The sequence below is a fragment of the Acinetobacter sp. RW6 genome (assembly GCF_041956835.1).
Lineage (GTDB): Bacteria > Pseudomonadota > Gammaproteobacteria > Pseudomonadales > Moraxellaceae > Acinetobacter > Acinetobacter calcoaceticus.
In genome coordinates this window covers 1,900,780-1,922,371 of record NZ_CP167121.1, presented here as the reverse complement: position 1 = coordinate 1,922,371, position 21,592 = coordinate 1,900,780, and the positions used below count along the sequence as shown (strand labels likewise).

At 41.2% G+C, this 21,592-nt stretch carries 16 protein-coding genes; 9 read left to right on the top strand and 7 right to left on the bottom strand.

Annotation, left to right across the window (positions count from 1 at the left end; translation table 11 throughout):
* Window positions 1-43: 43 nt before the first annotated feature.
* From ACB088_RS09110 to ACB088_RS09095, 4 genes are read left to right on the top strand one after another with little or no spacing between them, the layout of a single operon-like run.
* On the top strand, window positions 44-712 hold the full coding sequence (locus tag ACB088_RS09110) for a 3-oxoacid CoA-transferase subunit A (RefSeq protein WP_133746303.1): 669 nt from the start codon (window positions 44-46) through the stop codon (window positions 710-712).
* Window positions 712-1,365 carry a 3-oxoacid CoA-transferase subunit B gene (locus tag ACB088_RS09105; RefSeq protein WP_309950207.1) on the top strand — a complete coding sequence of 218 codons (654 nt, stop codon included), beginning with the start codon at window positions 712-714 and terminating at the stop codon, window positions 1,363-1,365. Before ACB088_RS09110 ends, ACB088_RS09105 begins: the two co-directional genes overlap by 1 nt.
* A 40-nt stretch (window positions 1,366-1,405) precedes the next feature.
* A complete protein-coding gene (gene dcaP, locus ACB088_RS09100) occupies window positions 1,406-2,722 on the top strand; it encodes an outer membrane trimeric porin-like protein DcaP (RefSeq protein ID WP_309950211.1) in 1,317 nt (438 codons plus the stop codon).
* Between the two features lie 18 nt (window positions 2,723-2,740).
* Window positions 2,741-3,970, top strand: coding sequence for an MFS transporter (locus ACB088_RS09095; protein WP_375038710.1), 1,230 nt, complete (start codon window positions 2,741-2,743; stop codon window positions 3,968-3,970).
* Between the two features lie 8 nt (window positions 3,971-3,978).
* On the opposite strand, the gene ACB088_RS09090 is transcribed toward ACB088_RS09095, so the two are convergent.
* Complete coding sequence (locus ACB088_RS09090; protein ID WP_092705461.1) at window positions 3,979-4,428, bottom strand: PaaI family thioesterase; 450 nt, start codon at window positions 4,426-4,428, stop codon at window positions 3,979-3,981.
* Window positions 4,429-4,735: 307 nt separating this feature from the next.
* On the opposite strand from ACB088_RS09090, the gene ACB088_RS09085 reads away from it, so the two are divergent.
* Both ACB088_RS09085 and ACB088_RS09080 read left to right on the top strand, forming a co-directional pair.
* Complete coding sequence (locus tag ACB088_RS09085; RefSeq protein WP_309950215.1) at window positions 4,736-6,538, top strand: acyl-CoA dehydrogenase C-terminal domain-containing protein; 1,803 nt, start codon at window positions 4,736-4,738, stop codon at window positions 6,536-6,538.
* A gap of 196 nt (window positions 6,539-6,734) precedes the next feature.
* Window positions 6,735-7,538, top strand: coding sequence for a thioesterase family protein (locus ACB088_RS09080; RefSeq protein ID WP_375038709.1), 804 nt, complete (start codon window positions 6,735-6,737; stop codon window positions 7,536-7,538).
* Window positions 7,539-7,611: 73 nt separating this feature from the next.
* On the opposite strand, the gene ACB088_RS09075 is transcribed toward ACB088_RS09080, so the two are convergent.
* Window positions 7,612-11,094 carry an indolepyruvate ferredoxin oxidoreductase family protein gene (locus tag ACB088_RS09075; protein WP_375038708.1) on the bottom strand — a complete coding sequence of 1,161 codons (3,483 nt, stop codon included), beginning with the start codon at window positions 11,092-11,094 and terminating at the stop codon, window positions 7,612-7,614.
* Between the two features lie 204 nt (window positions 11,095-11,298).
* On the opposite strand from ACB088_RS09075, the gene ACB088_RS09070 reads away from it, so the two are divergent.
* Window positions 11,299-12,240 carry a LysR family transcriptional regulator gene (locus ACB088_RS09070; RefSeq protein ID WP_092705465.1) on the top strand — a complete coding sequence of 314 codons (942 nt, stop codon included), beginning with the start codon at window positions 11,299-11,301 and terminating at the stop codon, window positions 12,238-12,240.
* 250 nt (window positions 12,241-12,490) lie between these two features.
* Here ACB088_RS09070 and ACB088_RS09065 read toward each other — a convergent pair whose 3' ends face one another.
* From ACB088_RS09065 to ACB088_RS09045, 5 genes are read right to left on the bottom strand one after another with little or no spacing between them, the layout of a single operon-like run.
* Entirely contained in the window at window positions 12,491-13,393 is a 903-nt protein-coding gene (locus tag ACB088_RS09065) for a hydroxymethylglutaryl-CoA lyase (RefSeq protein WP_375038707.1), read from the bottom strand.
* Window positions 13,390-15,381, bottom strand: coding sequence for an acetyl/propionyl/methylcrotonyl-CoA carboxylase subunit alpha (locus tag ACB088_RS09060; RefSeq protein ID WP_375038706.1), 1,992 nt, complete (start codon window positions 15,379-15,381; stop codon window positions 13,390-13,392). The genes ACB088_RS09065 and ACB088_RS09060 overlap by 4 nt, the downstream gene beginning before the upstream one ends.
* Before the next feature lie 11 nt (window positions 15,382-15,392).
* Window positions 15,393-16,196, bottom strand: a complete 804-nt coding sequence (locus ACB088_RS09055) for an enoyl-CoA hydratase/isomerase family protein (protein ID WP_005041477.1) — start codon at window positions 16,194-16,196, stop codon at window positions 15,393-15,395.
* Window positions 16,197-16,205: 9 nt separating this feature from the next.
* The gene (locus ACB088_RS09050; protein WP_375038705.1) at window positions 16,206-17,807 is read right to left on the bottom strand and encodes a carboxyl transferase domain-containing protein; all 1,602 of its coding nucleotides are present in this window, start codon (window positions 17,805-17,807) and stop codon (window positions 16,206-16,208) included.
* 24 nt (window positions 17,808-17,831) lie between these two features.
* The gene (locus ACB088_RS09045) at window positions 17,832-19,004 is read right to left on the bottom strand and encodes an isovaleryl-CoA dehydrogenase (protein WP_375038704.1); all 1,173 of its coding nucleotides are present in this window, start codon (window positions 19,002-19,004) and stop codon (window positions 17,832-17,834) included.
* Window positions 19,005-19,148: 144 nt separating this feature from the next.
* Between ACB088_RS09045 and ACB088_RS09040 the strand changes: the two genes are divergently transcribed.
* Window positions 19,149-19,766, top strand: a complete 618-nt coding sequence (locus ACB088_RS09040; protein WP_004793061.1) for a TetR/AcrR family transcriptional regulator — start codon at window positions 19,149-19,151, stop codon at window positions 19,764-19,766.
* A 110-nt stretch (window positions 19,767-19,876) separates the two neighbouring features.
* Window positions 19,877-21,571, top strand: a complete 1,695-nt coding sequence (locus tag ACB088_RS09035) for an AMP-binding protein (protein WP_375038703.1) — start codon at window positions 19,877-19,879, stop codon at window positions 21,569-21,571.
* Window positions 21,572-21,592: the final 21 nt, after the last annotated feature.

Here is a 21,592-nt window from a genome sequence, read left to right as displayed (position 1 = left end):
TCAATCTGTCACCTTAAATTAAGGATGAAAAGGGACAAGTGAGATGATAAATAAAATCACCAGTGACATTGAACCGATTTTAAAAGCTATTCCTGATGGAGCAACCATCATGACAGGTGGGTTTGGTGTTACGGGGCAACCTGCTGAATTAATTGAAGCCTTAATTGATTTAGGAAAAAAAGAACTCACCATTGTAAATAACAATGCAGCTTCTGGTGATCGTGGTTTAACAAATCTGATTATTGCTGGTTGCGTTAAAAAAATGATTTGTTCATTTCCGAAATCTGCTGGATCAACTGTTTTTCAAGACTTATATCGTGCGGGAAAAATCGAGCTAGAGCTGGTTCCACAAGGGAATTTGGCATGCCGTATTCAAGCAGCAGGTGCAGGATTAGGAGCTGTTTTTACTCCAACAGGCTATGGCACCAAAGTTGCCGAGGGTAAAGAAACGCGAACTATTAATGGCAAAAATTATGTACTTGAATATCCGCTTGAAGCTGATTTTGCTCTGATTTATGCAGATAAGGCGGACCGTTGGGGTAATTTAACTTATCGCAAAGCGGCTCGTAATTTTGGCCCCATTATGGCAAAAGCCGCAAAAAATACCATTGTTCAAGTTAATGACACGGTAGAGCTAGGAACGCTTGACCCAGAGTGCATTATTACACCGGGAATTTTTGTACAGCACGTTGTAAAAGTAGGAGATATCTAATGTCAGTTCAAAAACGTTCTCGTGAAGATATTGCCAAACTCATTGCAAATGACATTCCAGAAGGTTCGTATGTCAATTTAGGTATTGGCCTGCCTACCAACGTCGCCAAATTTTTGCCAAAAGACAAAGAAATCTTTTTACATTCGGAAAATGGTGTTTTGGCTTTTGGACCACCGCCACAACCTGGCGAAGAAGACCAAGATTTAGTCAATGCCGGAAAAGAACTTGTCACTTTATTAGATGGTGGGTGCTTTATGCATCATGGTGACTCGTTTGACATTATGCGTGGTGGCCATTTAGACATTTGCGTGATTGGTGCATTCCAAGTTGCTGTAAATGGAGACTTGGCAAACTGGCATACAGGCAAACCAGATGATGTACCAGCAGTCGGCGGTGCGATGGATTTGGCGGTCGGCGCTAAAACGATTTACGTCTATATGGAACATGTCACCAAAAAAGGTGAGTCCAAAATTGTAAAGGAACTTACATATCCAATGACTGGTGAGCAGTGTGTAAACCGTATTTATACCGATTTATGCATTATTGAACTCAAAGACCGAAAAGCTTACGTCAAGGAAATGGTGGAAGGCTTAACTTTTGATGAATTACAGGCAGCCACAGACTGTGAGCTAATAGATGCACGTGTAGCCTAATTTATACACATGGAAAAAAAGCTTCTTTAAGGATTAAAAGATGAAAAAATTAATTTTAGCTGCAGCTTGCGCTGCGGCTTCAGGGACTATTTTTGCAAATTCTTCAGATACAACAGAACAGCGAATTAATTTGCTAGAAACTGAGCTACAAAAGCTAAAAGCAGACCTTGCTGCTCAGAAACAAACTCAAAATAATTTACAGGTCAAGCAGGTAAAAATTGAAGAAAACATCGAAAAAAATAAAGCCACTGTAACAGAGAAGCCTATTGCTCCGTCATGGGTGACGTGGACTGATAATGTTAAGGTTTATGGTATTGCCCGTATTGATGCGGCGGTCGATTTTAAATCTTCACCTGATTCGGGGGGAAGAACAACCAGCAGTTTGTACCGAACACCTTTTGAGAGCGATAAACGTTCTAATCATGCCCGTTCTGATGCCATGATTAATGCAAGCAGACTAGGTGTTTATTTTAATAGCCCAAATAAAGCAGTGACGGGAAATATTGAAGCCGACTTCTTTGATAGCTCTAACATGGGAACGGGGGATGGTAAATTCCGTATTCGACATGCATTTTTCACTTATAAAGATTGGACCTTTGGTCAAACATGGTCACTCATGTCCAACATGGAAACACGTACTGAAGCCGTCGATTACACGCAATTTGTTGGAACCTCTTATACACGGACACCTCAAATTCGCTATGACTGGAAAATTGATGCCAATAATGATTTAAAAGTGGCTCTAGAATATACAGGTTCCAGAGTCTCGGCTTTTCCATCATTAACGGGACGCTATAGCTTTAAACAAGGGCCTTTAACTGCACTTGCTCAAGGTTTTATTAACGAGAAGTCAGCAGATGTAGCCACCGCAACAGTGAAGAAAGTAAGTTGGGGCGCAGGCGGCGGGTTAAAATACCAATTAACGCCACAGCAATCGGTACAGGCTAATTATCAATATATTGTTGGTGATCAAAAATTTATGCCGTATACCACGCAAAGCGGCTTGGCAAATTCAACAAGTTTAAATGCAGCGGGTGATTTTTCTTTAAATGAAGACAAAACTGATTTAGTTATGAATAAACTCAATAGCGTAAATATTGGTTATTCATATAAATTTAATGAACAATGGCGTGCAAACTTATCGGCTTCAGTGTTTGATTATGATGACGACACGGCTTATGCAAAACTCAATCCCGATGCCAATAAGCGTTTAACCGACTATGCTGCTAACGTCTTTTATTCACCTATTGAACAAATGGATATCGGTATGGAATACCATCAAGGTAAACGTGAAGTCTTTGATGGCAGAACGGCCGATGTGTCACGCGTAAACTTTGTGTCGATGTATAAATTTTAAAATAGGGCGTAATTAAAAATGGAAAAAATAGTTCGACCCCATGCAGAGAATATTTTGTCAAAAAGCTTTATTTTTATCATGGCAATGACATGCGGGATTTGTGCGGGTTCGAACTATTATAACCAGCCTTTAATTTATTCAATTGCCAAAGCCTTGCAGGCTAATGCCGAGCAAGTGGCTTTAACCATTGTGATTGGACAACTGTCTTATGCGGTTGGCCTGTTTCTATTGGTTCCACTCGGTGATTTCTTTGAAAAGCGTAGTTATATTTGTTTGCTCATGTGTTGTACGGGGCTTGCACAAGTGGGGCTTTCTTTTAGCCAAACTTTACCTGTCTTATATGGCTTTACCTTTTTAGCGACATTCTTTTCTATTGCAACTCAAGTTTTGGTTCCTTTTGCCGCAGGTTTGGCAGGACCGAAAAAAAGCCCGCAAGTTGTTGGGACTCTCATGAGTGGTTTGTTCTTGGGAATTTTATTGGCGCGCTCTATTGCGGGTTTACTTTCTACGGTTTGGTCTTGGCATGCTGTTTATTTAATTAGTGGCATCGTCATTCTATTTTTTGCTTGGATCATGTGGTCAAAATTGCCGGTTGCGCGTAAATCCCATCAACTCAATATTCTACAAATTTACAGTTCATTATTTTCATTAGCGGTAAATCAACCTCATCTGCTTCGCCGTGGTTTTGCTGGTGGAATTGGTTTTGGTATTTTGGCACTTATTTTTACAACCATGACATTCCTTTTAGCCAATGCTCCATATCATTTTAATGATTTCCAAATTGGTCTATTTGGAATTGTCGGGTTAGCTGGTGTGTTTGCCACACCGTGGGCGGGTAAGAAAATTGCAGCGGGACTTGAGAATAAAGTTGCACTGGTTAGCATGGTTTTATTAATTACTGCATGGATACCACTATTTTTTGCACAGCAATCTTTAGTGGCCTATGCGGTTGGCGTAATTATGGCTTACTTTGGGCTGTCGGCATTTCATGTACTCAACCAAAATCTGGTTTATCGAATTTCCGCGCAGGCGCGTTCCCGCATTAACTCAATTTATATGACGCTCTATTTCGGTGGGGCGGCCTTGGGCTCTTTTATTGCAGTTTATGCATGGAAACACTGGGGATGGGAAGCCTGTGTCGCCTTAGGTATAAGTCTAGCCATTGTGAGTTTTATGATTGATCGCTTAGATTTTTATGAAATGAACAAAATCGCAAAACAAGAAAAAGCTCCAGAAGGAGGAGCTTAACACGACTTTTATTTTCGAATAATCATTAATGTGGCTGTGGCAAAAGCATATACTTTTCCATTTTCATCCACGATTTTACCTTCAGTGCTAATAATATTGCGCCCCGCATTAATCAACTCGGCCTTTGCGTAGTAAGACGTATCAACTTGCATGGGGCGAATCATTTTTACATTCAAATCAATAGTCCCATAACCAACCCCATGTTCGAGTAGGGTATGCGCAGCACTTCCTGTAGCAGTATCTAAAGCTGTGGCACAAAAGCCGCCGTGTACACCGCCTTGTATATTTCGATGTTCTTGTCTAGGTGTAACTTTATAAGTGGCTTTACCTTCGGAAACTTCTACTAATTGCATGGGGATGGTATGAGCCATAGGCGATGGAGAAACTTCGCCATTTTTTAAAGCTGTTAAAAATTCAAGACCTGTGTATTTCGGGCTATTCATAAATCGTCCTTGGATGATTAAGCAATGTAATCACAATACTATAAATTGATTTTTTACGGAATAATATTTTGCAGTACAAAATTAAAATATGGGTCAGTTTTTTAATTTTATACATAAGTATTTAATAAAAATATTTAAATACAACATATTAAAGATTTAATGGATGTTTTTACATGTTAAATTTTATGAAAATAGTGAAAATTAGTTTTGCTATAAGAAATTTTTTGATATTTTGATAATGTTGAAAAAATAAAAGTCTATTTAAGGAAAAAAACTATATCTGCCTGCATGAAACGGGCAGTGAAGTGAAAGGGAAAAAACTATGCCTTTATATAAAGCTCCATTACGTGATATGCAATTTGTTCTGCATGAAATGCTTCAAACTGAAGAGAACTACCAACGTTTAAGTAAATATCAGGAAAGCGTAAATCGAGAATTAATTGATCAATATTTAGAGGCAGCAGCAGATTTCTGTGAAAATGAATTGGCACCTATTAATCAAAATGGCGATCAAGAAGGGTGTCATTTAAATCAAGGCGTAGTGACTACACCGAAAGGTTTTAAAGAAGCCTACCAAAAATATGCCGAACTTGGGTTTACCTCTCTAACCGCCGATCCTGAATATGGTGGGCAGGGCTTACCAACTTTATTACGCATTGCGATTTCTGAAATGTTGTGTGGTTCTAACTGGGCTTGGGCAATGTATCAAGGGTTATCTCATGGTGCGATGAGAACAATTGAACACCACGGAACAGAACAGCAAAAGCAGCAATTTTTAACCAAGTTAATTAGTGGAATCTGGACTGGAACCATGTGTTTAACCGAATCACATGCGGGCTCGGACCTTGGGTTAATTAGAACCAAGGCTGAACCAAATCCGGATGGTAGTTACTCTATTACTGGTGAAAAGATTTTTATATCGGCAGGTGAACACGATCTTTCTGAAAATATTATTCATATTGTTTTAGCTCGATTACCTCAGGCACCCGCAGGTACAAAAGGTATTTCTTTGTTTATCGTGCCTAAATTTAATGTAGATGATGAAGGTAATTTGCAAGATCGCAATCAGGTCGTCTGTAGTGCCATTGAACATAAAATGGGAATTCACGGAAATGCCACCTGTGTTCTTAACTTTGATGGTGCTCAAGGTTATTTGATTGGTCCGGAAAATCGTGGGCTTAATTGTATGTTTACCTTTATGAATACGGCACGCATTGGAACTGCAGTACAAGGGCTCGCTGCCTCGGAAATTTCATTTCAGGGCGCGTTAAGTTATGCCAAAGAACGCCTCGCAATGCGTTCATTATCTGGTCCAAAATATCCAGAAAAGAATGCCGATCCGATTATTGTGCATCCTGCCGTGCGTTCAATGTTAATGACACAAAAAGCATTTGCTGAAGGTGGACGTGCGCTGGCTTATTTTCTAGCTCAACATGTAGACATTGTTGAAAGTTCAGCCGATCAAGAACAGCAAAAACATTCCGATAATTTACTGGCTTTTTTAACGCCTATTGCTAAAGCTTTTTTAACTGAGTCTGGTAATGAGTCTGCAAAACATGGTGTTCAAGTATTTGGCGGGCATGGGTTTATTGTTGAGCATGGAATGGAGCAAATTGTACGCGATGCACGCATTTCAACATTGTATGAGGGAACAACTGAAATCCAGTCTTTAGATTTGCTTGCACGGAAAGTCTTAAATTCAGAAGGCAAGCTCTTGAAGAATATGACGGATTTAATTGATCAATTCATTCTTCAACATCAAGCAAATGTTGCACTGAAACCTTATTTAGAAAAATTAGGTGAACTTAAGCAACAATGGTTATCGCTCACTAAAACAATTGCCGAAAAAGCGAAGTATAACCCCGAAGAAATTGGCGCGGCCTCTGTAGATTATCTTTATTTTTCCAGTTACGTCGTGTTTGCCTATCTTTGGGCTCGAATGGCACAAGTTGCTCATGAAAAACTAGAGTCAGGTACACAAGAGGAAGCTTTTTATAAAGCTAAGCTAAGTACAGCTAAGTTTTTCTATCAAAAACTTTTGCATCGTACACAAAGCCATGCAGCCGCAATTGAGTCAGGAGCTGAATCGGTCATGGAACTTGACCAAGATGCTTTTGCATTTTAGTGAATCGTAATTTTTGGAATCATTGGGTGAAATTTAAATATGGAATTTTACTCACTGATTAAATTTGTAACTTTAGACTCATGAGTTTTTGGTAGGAAAAACCAATTTAGCCAAAGGAATAGATCACTAATATAAGCATTAAAACGTGAACTTTCATTAAATATTGATGTTCGATAAGGACTAAGGAAAGAAAATCATGAATGCTTATTATCAATTACTGAATAGAACAATTGGTCCTCAAGATGAAGTCATTGCTCATTATTGCGCAACTGTTTATGCACAAGGTGCTTGGAACCCTCATGAACAGCATATGGCGCCTGCAAGTGGCTTAATAGCAGCTGAGTTAGAGCAATTTTCGCCACGACAAGATATGCGAATTGGTCGAATTAGTTTTGATATTTTCGGTCTTATTGCCTTTGGTGAATTTACAATTAAGACGCAAGTGATTCGTGCCGGAAAAACAATTGAGCTAATAGAAGCTGAAATGCAAGCACAAGGTAAAACCTGTATTGTTGCCAGAGCATGGCGAATGTGTACTCAAGACAGTTCTGCTATTGCTGGGCTTGAAGATCAGCCAGTTCATCATCCAGACTCTTTTACAGAGTGGAAGGGTATGAAAAGATGGCCGGGTGGTTTTATTCAAACATTAGTGACAAAAATTGATGATCAGCATCGCGCAGGTAAAGGCATTGTTTGGCTAAATAATGATAAAGAAATGGTTGAAGGGCAGCCGACAACAGATTTTGCACATTTGATTGGCATGGTGGATACCGCAAACGGAATTGTACCAAGACAAGAAGGTGAGTTTACGTGGGGCTTTCCAAATCTTGATTTGCAAATTCATATGCATCGTTATCCGCAAGGTAAATGGTTAGGTTTGGAAACTGTTCAGCAATATGGATCGGATGGCATTGGCTTAACAAGCGCGGTTTTACATGATATCTATGGCCCATTTGGACGAAGCGAGCAGATTTTGACTTTACGTAAGATGACTAAATAAATATTTGAACATATAAAAAAGTCATCCCTGAGGATGACTTTTTTATTTTGAGATTTAATTTTTAAGAAATTTATTAGCTACGAACTTTAATCAGTGTTGGCGTAAGTTCATCCCAACGCGCTTTTGCAGCGTCCATTGCTTTCATTTTGATATGTCCATAACCACGAACTTCTGCTGGTAATTTTGCAATTTGTTCAGCAACAGCCAAGTTATGATTTTCTGGAGCTTCAACCAGTGCTTCAACAAATGCGATGTAACGGTCACGCCATGCTTGTTCGTGTTGACGTTCTTCTTGGCGCGCAAATGGGTCAAGGAAAGTTTCACGTAGCCATTGTAAGCGAGCAAGCATCATCATTGGGAAGCGCATCCAGTAACCAAACGCACGTTTACGAACATTTTGCAGACCACCGAGTAATGCTGGTGGAGCAAGATGGTAAGTTAAACGTAAGCCTTTACCGAACTGTGTTTCAATCGATTCTTTGAAGCTTTTGCCTGTTAACAGACGTGCAACTTCATATTCATCTTTATATGCCATGACTCTATAAAGCTGGGTTGCAATCGTACCAGTTAATTCTTCTGGTAACTTTTTAGCAGCCAGTTCTACCAGCGTACGGTATTTAGTTGCATAAGCGTCATTCCAATAGTCTGTCAGACGAGCAGAGCGGTCTTCAACAAGTTCAGCCAACGTTTGCGGCATTTTGGTTTTTGGCATTGCCGCAAGTAAACGTGCAGCTAAAGCTGGGTCACTTGCAAGGTGACAACCCACGCGGAAAGCTTCGATGTTCTTTTCAACAGCAGTACCATTTAACTTAATTGCTTTTTCAATGCTTTCACGTAATAGCGGAATACGACCAGACTGCCATGCCATACCGAGTAACAATTGATTGGTATAGATTGCATCACCCAGTAGTTGTGTTGCAATGCGGGCTGCTGGTAATGAAACCAATTGACCTTGACGAACACGACCACGAAGACGATCAATTAAATCGGTAATAGGTGCATACCAGTCACGAGATTTAATAAATTCAGAAGTCGGCGTGCTGTCTTCATTAACAATGACTAAAGCATCATCTCTTAAGCGAGAAAGTGCGGCACTACCACCAGCGACTACGGCATCGGCACCAATCAGTAATTCACATTGTCCTGCTGGAATTTTAGTAGAAGAAATTTGCTCATCACTTGCCGCAAGTTGTACGTATGAATAAACCGTACCACCTTTTTGCGCAAGTCCAGCCATGTCCATAACACGTGTCGCTTTACCTTCGAGGTGAGCTGCCATACCAAGGAGTGCACCAATAGTCACAACACCTGTACCGCCAATACCACCGACCATAATACGACTTGGAACATCATATAATTGAGGAATGATTGGTGATGTTGGCCAGCCTGCGCCAATTCCTTCAAATTTAGCTGGACGTTTCATATCACGTGTATGAACAGTCACAAAACTAGGGCAGAACCCTTCGGCACAAGTGAAGTCTTTATTACAGCTACTTTGGTTAATTTGACGCTTAGTACCTAAAGCTGTTTCTACTGGCTCAATAGATAAGCAGTTTGATTTTTTCGAACAGTCGCCACAGCCTTCGCAAATATCACTGTTAATGTATAAACGCTCAGCTGGGTCAGGGTAGGCATCACGTTTACGGCGACGGCGTTTTTCACTGGCACAGGTTTGTACATAAATTAAAGCGGTCACACCCGAAACTTCACGCAATTCACGTTGAACCGCGTCAAGTTCATTGCGGTGGCGAATTTCTACACCCGGTGCAATCCCATCTTCTTCGTTTAATAGTTTAACTTCATCAGTGACAATAACTTGTTTTTTAATACCTTCGGCATCGAGCTGACGAGTTAATTGTGCAACGCTCAAATGTCCATCTACATGTTGACCGCCTGTCATAGCGACAGCATCGTTGTAGAGGATTTTGTAGGTAATATTAGTTTTTGCAGCGATAGATTGACGAATTGCTAAGTAACCTGAGTGGAAGTAAGTTCCATCACCAAGGTTAGCAAAAATGTGTTTTTCGTTAGTAAAAGGTGATGCACCCACCCAACTTACACCTTCACCGCCCATTTGAGAGAACGTTTCTGTACCGCGGTCAAGTGAAACAGCAATATAGTGACAACCAATACCGCCTAATGCACGGCTACCTTCAGGAACGACTGTTGATGAGTTATGTGGGCAACCACTACAGAAATATGGTTTACGCTCAGCAAGATCGATTACACGTTTTGATTCTTGCTCTGCTTTTAGCAGTAAGTCGATTCTGCTTTGGATTTGTACTTTTAAGCTTTCTGGAATATCTAGTTTTAAGAAGCGAGTAGCCAGCATTTTTGCAATAGGTTCAGGCTGGTACTCATAGTGACCAATGAGTGGTGCTTCCTCAATAGAGGTACTCCATTCACCTTTACCATCAGTTGCTTTACCAATCACATGTGGGCGTTTGCCATCAGGAAGTGAATACAGCTCATCTTTAATTTGTGCTTCAATAATTGGGCGTTTTTCTTCAATAACGATCAGTTCTTGCAAACCTTCTGCAAATTCACGAACGCCTTGAGGTTCTAAAGGCCAAATTAGACCAACTTGATAAACACGTAGCCCAAGCTGTTGGGCAGTTTCATCTTCAATACCTAAAATGCGTAAGGCTTCGATCGTATCTAAATAACCTTTACCACTTGCTGCAATACCAACACGGGCATTTTCACAAGGCCATGTTACGGTATTGATTTTATTGGCACGGGCATAGGCCAAAACAGCAGGTAAACGATATTTATAAAGACGTTCTTCTTGCTGAATGCCATGATCTGGCCAACGAATGTTGACGCCATCGGCAGGGAAATGAACGTCTTTTGGTATAACGGGAGTAACACGGTCTAGATCAACATGAACTGAAGCGGAAGTTTCCACAATTTCACTGACCAGTTTCATTGAAGACCAGAGGCCAGAAAAACGTGAAATGGCAATGGCGTGTACACCAAAGTCTAAAATTTGTTGAACGGATGTTGGGTAGAAAATTGGAATACCACAACCAATCATGACATGTTCAGACTGGTGAGGAATTGTAGAAGATTTACATGAGTGGTCATCACCAAATAAAGCAACGACACCACCACGTTCAGAGGTACCAGCTAAGTTAGCATGGCGGAGTACATCGCCTGAACGGTCAACACCCGGCCCTTTACCATACCACCATGAAGACACTCCATCATATTTGCCTTGGCCTGAAAGATTAACTTGTTGGGTACCCCAGATTGCGGTAGCAGCTAAGTCTTCATTTACACCAGGTTGAAATACAACATTATGGGATTTAAGTAATCCTTGAACTTGCCAAAGGAAACTATCATAGTTACCAACAGGAGAACCGCGATAACCAGAAATAAAACCAGCAGTATGATAACCATTCATCGCGTCACGGCGAGTTTGTGCAAGAGGCAACCGAACGAGTGCCTGAATGCCGGTCATATATGCTGTACCGTTATCACTTATATATTTATCTTCAAGTGACACATCCTTTGTTGCAATAATATTTGGAGTGACTTTTGTAGCTATGTTCATTTATATCTCCTTAGAATTTTTAGTAGCTCGGACTACTTTCTTTTTTCAACATCCAGTTGAATATTTGGAGCAAGTGACATACGAAATAAAAAAAGATCGGTTCCTCTTCTTAAAAAGAATTAGTGCCAATGTATGTACATTTAGTCATTGTGGTTGATCTAAACTGGTGCAACAATCCGTAATTTAGGAAAACATATTTACGTTATGCGCAAAAATCTCGATGGTGGACTATTGCATGCAATGCATGCATTCCTGAAAGTGATTGATAGCGGGAGTTTCACAGCAGCAGCTGAGCAGATGGATCTGACCACAGCACAGGTTTCACGTCTTATCAGCGAGCTAGAAACACGCTTAGGTACAAAATTAATACAACGCTCAACGCGCCAGCAGGCTCTGACCGATATTGGTGCGACTTATGCAGAGCGCTGTCGCCAAGTCATTTCAATAGTGGATGAAGCAGAATCAGAAGTAACAGGAACGGCATCTAAACCGAAAGGACGTTTACGTGTATTAAGCATGGGAAGCTTCGGGCATCACTATGTTTTTCCAGTCATGGCCGAGTTTTGCAAAAATTATCCCGAGTTAACGGTGGAATATACGACATCGCAGTACGTTCCAGACCTGTTGGCGAAAGGGGTAGACGTGAGTCTCTATCTCACTGAGTCTTTAACAGATTCCCGCTTTGTTGCACGCAGAATTGGCACTATTTTTTCTGTTTTATGTGCTTCACCTGCTTATCTCGAGAAACATGGTGTTCCTAAGTCACCAGAAGACTTAAAAAATCATGCTTGTTTACGATTAGTTAATCCATCGATTACAGCAGATTGGCACTTGTTAAATGCAAATGGTGAGTCTTACCAAATTGATATTGGTGGGCAACTCATTGCAGATAACCCAGAGTTATTATTAGATGTGGTGCAACAAGATATGGGCGTGGCGTTATTACCGATGTTTTCGGCTTTAGACGCGGTTCAGAATGGAAGATTATGCCATATCTTGCCAGAGTGGCGTTCGCCCGATATTGGGGTTTATACCTTATTGCCTTCACGCCATTTTATTGATGCCAAAACGCGTGCATGGTTGGATTGGGTGGAAGAATATATTTCGCCAAGAATTGAAATGGATGCATCTTATTTTTATAAATAATGAGATAAATTCTTAAGGACTAAGATAGAAAAGGATGAACAATAATACGGATTAGAATAAAATAGGGTAGAGAATGCTTCTGTTGAGAGAGGCATTTAATACAGAGATAAATGATAGATTTTTAATAAATTGCATGAGGGATTTAGTCCCAATTCCTGATCAGAATGAGATAAAGACTAGACGCGATGATCTGGTACTTAGCCTAATAGATTAAGCCTTATACCAGAAGTTGAGTTATTTTAATTTATTGCTAAGCACACTTTGTCTGCCAATAGGCATTTGCATAATTCGACAAGCTTTTTCGGTTTAATACATTGCTAATATTTTGGCTGGCTTGCATTAACTTTTCTAAGTCTACACCAGTCTCAAATCCCATGTGTGACAGCAAATAAAATAGGTCTTCGGTCGATACATTACCCGAAGCTCCTTTGGCATAAGGGCAACCGCCAAGTCCAGCAAGGGAAGAATCAAAAACACGAATACCTTGCTGTAAAGACTGATAAATATTGGCAATCGCCATGCCATAGGTGTTGTGGAAATGCCCAGCTAAAACTTTACTGTCGAGTTCAGCAAGGCAGGCTTGCCAAACCTTTTGAACTCGATCTGGTGTTGCGGTACCAATAGTTTCACCTAAAGACACCTCATAGCAGCCCATGTCATAGAGCCGTTTAACGATTTTCACCACTTGCTCAGGTGCAATCGCGCCTTCATAAGGGCAATCGACAATACAAGAGACATAACCGCGCACACGTATGTTCTGTGCTTTCGCTGCGCTCATGACATCGCTAAATTTTTCAAAGCTTTCATCAATAGAGCAGTTAATATTTTTACGGGTAAAGCTTTCAGAAGCTGCGGTAAACACCGCAACCTCTTTGCATCCTACCGTTTGAGCAGTTTCAAAACCTTTAATGTTGGGTGTGAGCAGGCTAAATTGCACATCTGTGGTCTGGGGTAACAGCTTAAATAGCTCGTCACTTTGAGCCATTTGCGGCACCCATTTTGCCGAAACGCATGAACCCACTTCAATCGATTTTAGACCTGCACTAATTAGGTCATTAATAAAATTTAAGCGTTGTTCGACCGTTAAAGCTTGCTTTTCGTTTTGGAGGCCATCTCTGGGACCGACCTCCACAATTTTGACAAACTCACTCATGCAACTTCCTCCTCAGCAGGCTGAAATTCCACAAGCTCATCGCCAGCTTTAACTTGATCACCGACTTGGAAATAGGAATCTACTATCACGCCGTCTTTAGGAGCACGGATGGTGTATTCCATTTTCATTGCTTCAAGCGTCATTAAAATATCGTCTTTTTTCACGCTATGATTTGCGCTCACCAGCACTTGCGTGACCACACCCGGCATTGGGGCTTTTAAGTGACCTTCATCAGCTTGGCTATCTGCCTGATTAAAGTCTTGACGAATATAAGCAAATTTATAGCTTTGCCCATTTTGGAATAGCGTAATGCCTTGCTGACTTTGATTAAAAGATAGCTTTTGCTTAGTCCCACCAATTTGAACAGAGGCAGTATGCGCATCAATTAATTGACCAGAAATAGGGTAGCTTTGTCCGTTATATTCTGCGGTGAAACCATCTTCATTTGAGGCAAATTTGATTTGGATATTTTGGTTTAAATAATTCAGTTTAATGCTGTGCTGATAGGCAATATTTAAGCGCCATAGCGGTTGAGCCTGCCAAAGCTGTTTTTGGCTTGAGCTGTTGTTATTAAGTTTACTTAGAAACTCAATAAATGCCGCTGCCACCACAAGTTCTGGTTTAATCTCTTCAGGGCTAAACAAGAAGTTTTGTTCGCGTTGAATCAGGTTGGTATCAAGTTTGGCTTGTTTGAACGAGTCGCTACGAACAATCTTTTCAAGAAAGGCAATGTTGTTGCCTAAGCCATCGACATGAAATTGGCTTAAGGCATGTTGCATTTGAATGAGTGCAGCTTCACGGTTTTTACCCCATACGATGAGTTTGGCAATCATTGGGTCGTAATACGTCGTGATTTCATCGCCTTCAACAATACCGCTGTCTACACGCACATACTGGTTTTGAGTTGGGTAGTGCAAATAGTCAATTTTACCAATCGCAGGTAAAAAGCCTTTTTCAGGTTCTTCGGCATAGATTCGCGCTTCGAGCGCGTGGCCGTGAATTTGCAATTCGTTTTGTAGTTTAGGTAATGGTTCGCCATAAGCTACACGAAGTTGCCATTCAACCAAGTCTTCACCAGTAATCATTTCGGTCACTGGGTGTTCGACTTGTAAGCGGGTATTCATTTCCATGAAATACGCTGTGCCGTCTTGTTCCACAATAAACTCAACGGTTCCAGCACCCACATAGTCTACTGCACGTGCAGCATCAATAGCAGCCTGACGCATCGCATCAAGCTTCTCGCTTGGCATTTGTGGAGCTGGAGCTTCTTCTAATACTTTTTGGTGGCGGCGTTGTACAGAGCAGTCGCGTTCAAACAAATGCACATAGTTACCATGTGTGTCGCCAAACACTTGTACTTCGATGTGACGCGGTTGAATCACATAGCGTTCGATCAAGACATCATCATTACCAAAACTTGATTTAGCTTCGCGCTTACAAGAAGCTAATGCATGCAGAAAATCTTCACTGCGTTCAACCAGACTCATGCCTTTACCGCCACCGCCGGCACTGGCTTTAATTAAAACTGGATAGCTAATTTGGTCTGCCTGTTGTTTTAAAAAGTCGGCATCTTGGTTGGTTCCATGATAACCCGGTGTTAAAGGAACACCTGCTTTTTCCATTAAAGCTTTAGAGGTTGCTTTTAAACCCATAGCTAAAATGGCGTCGACTGGTGGGCCAATAAAGCAAATATTGTGTTGTTGGCAAGCAAGTGCAAACTGGTCATTTTCTGAAAGAAAACCGTAACCCGGATGGATCGCTTGGCTACCTGTATCAATGGCAGCTTGAATAATGCGGTCGGCTTGCAAATAACTTTGCGTTGCAGGGGACTGGCCAATATAGATGGCTTCATCTGCAAGTTTGACATGTTGTGCATTTGCGTCTGCATCAGAGTAAACAGCAACTGTCGCGATACCCAGTTTTTTTGCTGTACGAATCACACGGCAGGCAATTTCACCACGGTTCGCAATTAAAATCTTTTCAAACATGATGATCGTCCTTAATTGTTGTTATTCGAGTTAGAAACCCAAGCAGGCTGTTGTTTATTTAAAAAGGCACTCAGACCTTCTTTTGCCTCACTACCTTGGCGAACTTGAGCAATATGATGCGCCGTCTGTTGTAGCAAGTCATTGCTCATGGTCTGGTTGCTCACCATTTGAATGAGTTGTTTTGATGCAGCTTGAGCGTGGGGGCCACCAAGTAATAGGGCATCAATAATTTCTTGAACTTTTCTGTCTAAGTCTTCGGCATCTGCGACTTCATGTGCCAAGCCAATTTGTTTGGCGTCACGTGCCGAAATACGCTCAGCAGTTAAGAAGTAACGAGAGGCTTGTCTTGCACCAATCGCACGAATCACATAGGGACTAATGGTAGAGGGCGCAAGACCTAAACGTACTTCAGAGGTTGCAAACTTGGCATCAGTACTGGCAATACAAATGTCACATGCTGATGCCAAGCCCATACCGCCACCAAAGGCTATGCCATGTACACGGGCAATGGTTGGTTGTCTCAGCGTTGCAAGTGCATCTAACATTTGCGCAAGTTTTAGAGCATCCGCTTCATTTTCTGCTGAAGATGCCTGACCTGCCTGTTTCATCCAATTCAGGTCAGCACCTGCCGAAAAACTTTTGCCACGACCCGCTAAAACCACCACACGAATATCATCACGTGTATTAATTTGCTTAAAGCAAGCATGTAGTTCTTCAATCACTGTGGTATTAAAAGCATTGTGCAATTCAGGGCGGTTCAACCAAACATAGGCAACCTGACCTTGTTGTTCGAGTTGTAAAAATTGATAGCTCATATACACCTCTTACATGCGGAACACGCCAAATTTGGTTGGCTGGATAGGGGCATTCATGGCAGCAGCAAGGCTTAAACCAAGTACTTGACGTGTTTGAGCTGGGTCAATTACACCGTCATCCCAAAGGCGGGCAGAAGCATAATATGGATGGCCTTGGCGTTCGTATTGTTCACGAATGGGTTGTTTAAACTCATCTTCTTGTTGAGCTGACCACTCGGCACCTTTTTGCTCAATTTGATCACGCTTTAAAGTTGAAAGTACGCTGGCTGCTTGTTCGCCACCCATCACTGAAATACGAGAGTTTGGCCATGTCCATAAAAAGCGTGGTGAATAAGCACGTCCGCACATGCCGTAGTTACCCGCACCAAATGAACCGCCAATAATTAGGGTGAGTTTTGGTACATTTGCGGTTGCAACTGCCATGACCAGTTTAGCGCCATTTTTTGCAATCCCTTCATTTTCGTACTGACGGCCCACCATAAAGCCAGTAATGTTTTGAAGAAATAACAAAGGAATATTGCGCTGGGTACATAGTTCAATAAAGTGTGCACCTTTTTGTGCAGACTCTGAAAATAAAATCCCGTTATTGGCAATAATTCCGACTGGCATACCATAAAGCGAAGCAAAACCAGTAATGAGGGTTGAGCCAAAACGTGCTTTAAACTCATCAAAACGAGAACCATCTACAATGCGTGCAATCACTTCACGAATATCAAAAGGCTTACGTGCATCACTTGGCACCACGCCGTAGAGTTCAGATGCATCAAACAATGGTTCATCAACTTGTTTATTTAAATCATTTGGCTTTTTATTTAAGTTGGCAACAATGTTACGTGCAATCGCAATTGCATGTTCATCATTTTCTGCTAAATGGTCAGCCACACCTGAAAGGCGTGTGTGTACATCACCACCACCTAAGTCTTCACTGCTCACCACTTCGCCAGTTGCAGCTTTTACAAGAGGAGGACCGCCTAAGAAAATGGTGCCTTGATTACGTACAATAATGGTTTCATCAGACATGGCAGGTACATACGCACCACCTGCGGTACAGCTACCCATTACGACAGCAATTTGGGCGATACCTAAGCTCGACATGCGTGCTTGATTATAGAAAATACGCCCGAAGTGATCGCGGTCAGGAAAAACCTCGTCTTGCATTGGTAAATAAGCACCGCCTGAGTCCACCAAATAAATACAAGGCAAGTGATTTTGTTCGGCAATTTCTTGGGCACGTAAATGTTTTTTAACCGTAAGGGGATAATACGTTCCGCCTTTAACCGTTGCATCGTTGGCAACGATCATGCAAGTTATGCCGTTCACTTGACCAATACCTGCAATCACACCCGCAGCAGGAACATCATCTTCATAAACGTTGTACGCTGCCAATTGACCAATTTCTAAAAATGCGGTTCCGACATCAATCAGTTGATCAATACGTTCGCGGGGTAAAAGTTTCCCTCGAGCCAAATGTTTTTGACGGGCATTTTCACCACCGCCTAAAGCAATACGTTGGGCCACTTGTTTGAGATCTGTGACCAATATTTGCATGGCTTGCTGGTTTGTTTTGAAGTCTTCACTTCGAACATTAATCTTGCTTTGTAATTGGTTCATAAGATGCGTCCTTATTTATAATTATTATTTGGTTTCATTGAAGAGTTCGCGGCCGATCAGCATGCGGCGAATTTCAGAAGTTCCTGCACCAATTTCATAAAGTTTTGCATCGCGCCATAAACGTCCAGCAGGGAATTCATTGATATAACCGTTGCCACCTAAAGTCTGGATTGCTTCACCAGCCATCCATGTTGCTTTTTCAGCGGAATATAAAATGGCACTTGCAGCATCTTTACGTAGGCTGCGGTCATGGTCGGCTTTGTCACAGGCAGCGCCAACAGCATAGACGAGTGCTTTACATGCCAACCAAGTTGAATACATATCGGCAAGTTTGCCTTGCATAAGCTGGAACTCACCTAAGGCTTGGCCAAACTGTTCACGTTGATGCAAGTATGGAATTACCACATCTAAACAGGCATCCATAATGCCTAAAGGTCCGGCACTTAAAACTGCACGTTCATAGTCCAAACCACTCATGAGTACTTTTGTGCCGTTACCAACACCGCCGAGTATGTTTTCAGCAGGTACTTCTACATTGTCAAAGAACAGAGGGTAAGTGTTAGAGCCACGCATACCAAGTTTGTCTAAATGGTTGCCGTGACTGAAGCCTTTCATGCCTTTTTCAACTAAAAAAGCAGTCATGCCTTTTGCACCAGCTTTAGGGTCAGTTTTGGCATAAACCACAAGTACATCTGCATCACCGCCGTTGGTGATCCACATTTTTGAACCATTTAAAACAAAATGATCGCCTTTTTGCTCCGCACGTAATTTCATGCTGACTACATCAGAACCAGCATTTGGTTCAGACATGGCGAGGGCGCCTACGTATTCACCAGAAATCAGTTTGGGTAAATATTTCTGCTTTTGCTGCTCGTTACCGTTTCGATTAATTTGGTTTACACATAAATTAGAATGAGCACCATAAGAGAGGCCAATGGCTGCCGAAGCACGAGAAATTTCTTGCATGGCAATAATATGAGCTAAATAACCCATATTGGCACCGCCATATTCTTCAGAGACGGTCATACCTAAAAGGCCCATATCTCCGAATTTTTTCCAGAGATGTGCAGGGAATTTGTTGTCTTGATCAACTTGTTGAGCAATTGGTGCAATTTCTTTTGCACAAAAAGCGGCTACCGAATCTTGAAGCGCAATTAAAGTTTCATCTAGACCGAAATTCAAGCTGCGTAGGTTCATGATATTTTCATCCTATTGGTTATATTTGTTGTCCATAAAATATTTTGTGGGTATTTGATAAGTAACATACAATGATTTTTTGAAAAAGTGAATACAGATTCATAAAATGATTTACAATTCATTTTATTTGTTAGAGAATAAATTATGAGCTATAAACGATCATCTTTAATGCAAGAGCGGATGGAGCAAAATCGTAAATCGATTTTGAATTCAGCCAGAAAAATAATTTCAGAGGGAGGATTTAAAGACGCGCAAATACAAACAATTGCAGAGCAAGCGGGTGTATCTAGTGGACTGGTTTATCGCTACTTTGATAATAAGAGCCAAGTGCTTATTGAGGTTTTGTCCGAGGCTATTAATACAGAACTATTGGTGATTGATTCGATTACCGAAAGTGAGTTATCGGCAAAGCAGAAATTGCATAAGGCTGTAGCAACCTTTGTAAAACGGGCACTGAATAGTCCTCAGCTTGCATATTCACTCATGTTTGAACCCGTCGATTCAACGGTTGAACATGAGCGTTTTCGTGTGAAGCAATTGATTAAACAAAGTATTAAAAAAATACTTGCGGATGGAAATGCAAGTGGTGAGTTTGTCCTAGATGATTTAAATACAGCAGCACTTTGTGTTGTCGGTGCCATGACCTATGTGGTGGTTGAACCCCTAGATCCAGCTCAAAATACAAAGTTTGATCATGCGCACAAAGACTATTTTTCAAAACAGATTGCTGACTTTTGTGTGGACGCTGTGCAGAAGAAATAGGGCATATAAAGGATAAACATTACAAAGTAGGCGGTTTGGAAAAGTAGTTGCAGTAACAACAATTAGATCAGGTACGAAGAGAATTACAAAGAATCAAGGAGAATGATTCAATGCAACAAGAACGGTTAAGCTACGCCTCGGGACCAAGCACGCAACCCTTATTGGGTATGACCATTGGTGAACAATTTGATCAGGCCTGTCAGCAATATGCAGAAAAGGAAGCAATTGTCAGTTTTCATCAAAACAGACGGTTAACCTATAAAGCTTTACAGGATGAAGTAAATGCTTTTGCTTGTAGCTTGTTGAAATTGGGGTTAAAAAAAGGAGATCGGTTAGCCATCTGGTCGCCTAACTGTGTGGAATGGACAGTTACCCAATTTGCAGCTTTTAAAGCAGGCATTATTTTAGTCAACCTGAATACAGCTTATAAAAGCCATGAACTTGAATATGTGTTGAATAAAGTCTCATGCAAAGGTTTGATTATTGCTTCTCAATTCAAAACCACCGATTACCAAGAATTACTCACAAAAATTGCCCCTGAGTTAACCAACAGTCCTGATAAAGTGCTCAGTTCAGAACGACTGCCACATTTAAAATTCGTGATTAAAATTGATGACCAGCAACACACCGGCATTCACCGTTTTAGTGATTTAGTTACGCAACCTACTTCCGAGCAGCTTGAACAATTAAAACAGTTAACCAAGCAACATCAGTTTGATGAAACCATTAATATCCAATTTACCTCAGGTACAACGGGTAACCCTAAAGGGACCATGTTGACCCACCATAATATTTTAAATAATGGCTATTTTGTTGGCGAAGGTATTCGTTTAACGCCTCAAGATAAAGTCTGTATTTCTGTGCCGTTATTTCATTGTTTTGGCATGGTGATGGGGAATTTAGCGTGTGTTACGCATGGGGCAACCATGGTCTATCCATCGGCGGTATTTAATCCTTTAGAAACGTTAAAAGCCATTCATCAAGAGCGTTGTACGGCAGCATATGGCGTACCAACCATGTTTATTGCAACCTTAGAACATGAGCAGTTTAATGAGTTTGATCTGTCGAGTTTAAGAACGGGAATCATGGCAGGCAGTCCTTGTCCACGTGAAATTATGCAGCGTGTCATAGACCGAATGCATATGTCTGAAATCACGATTTGTTATGGTATGACTGAAACCTCGCCAGTCAGTGTACAAAGTTCGGTAAACGATTCAATTGATAAACGAGTAAGTACAGTTGGCCATGTTCATCCGCATGTTGAAATTAAAATTGTCGATTTAGAAGGTCAGATTGTTCCGCAAGGGACTTTAGGCGAGCTATGTGTTCGTGGTTATTCAGTCATGGCTGGTTATTGGGGCGAAGAAGAAAAGACTCGTGAAGTGATTGATGCAGCTGGCTGGATGCATACGGGTGATATTGCAGAAATGGATCAAGACGGTTTTATTAAAATTAAAGGCCGTATTAAAGATGTCGTGATTCGTGGTGGGGAAAATCTCTTTCCAAAAGAAATTGAAGACTTTTTATATACCCATCCCGATGTGAGCGATGTACAGGTGATAGGCCTGCCAGATGCGAGATATGGCGAAGAACTCTGTGCTTGTATTATTTTGCATGAACACCACCAAATTGATGAAAATAGTATTCGTCAGTTCTGTAAAGAGCATATTTCCCATAATAAAGTGCCGCGCTATGTTCGATTCTTTAATGAATTTCCAATGACTGCTTCAGGCAAAGCCCAAAAGTTTAAGTTACAAGAAATTATGCGTGCCGAGCTTAATTTGACAGGAAATGTCTTTGACTAAAGAAGCCAAAAGCCCAGTCAA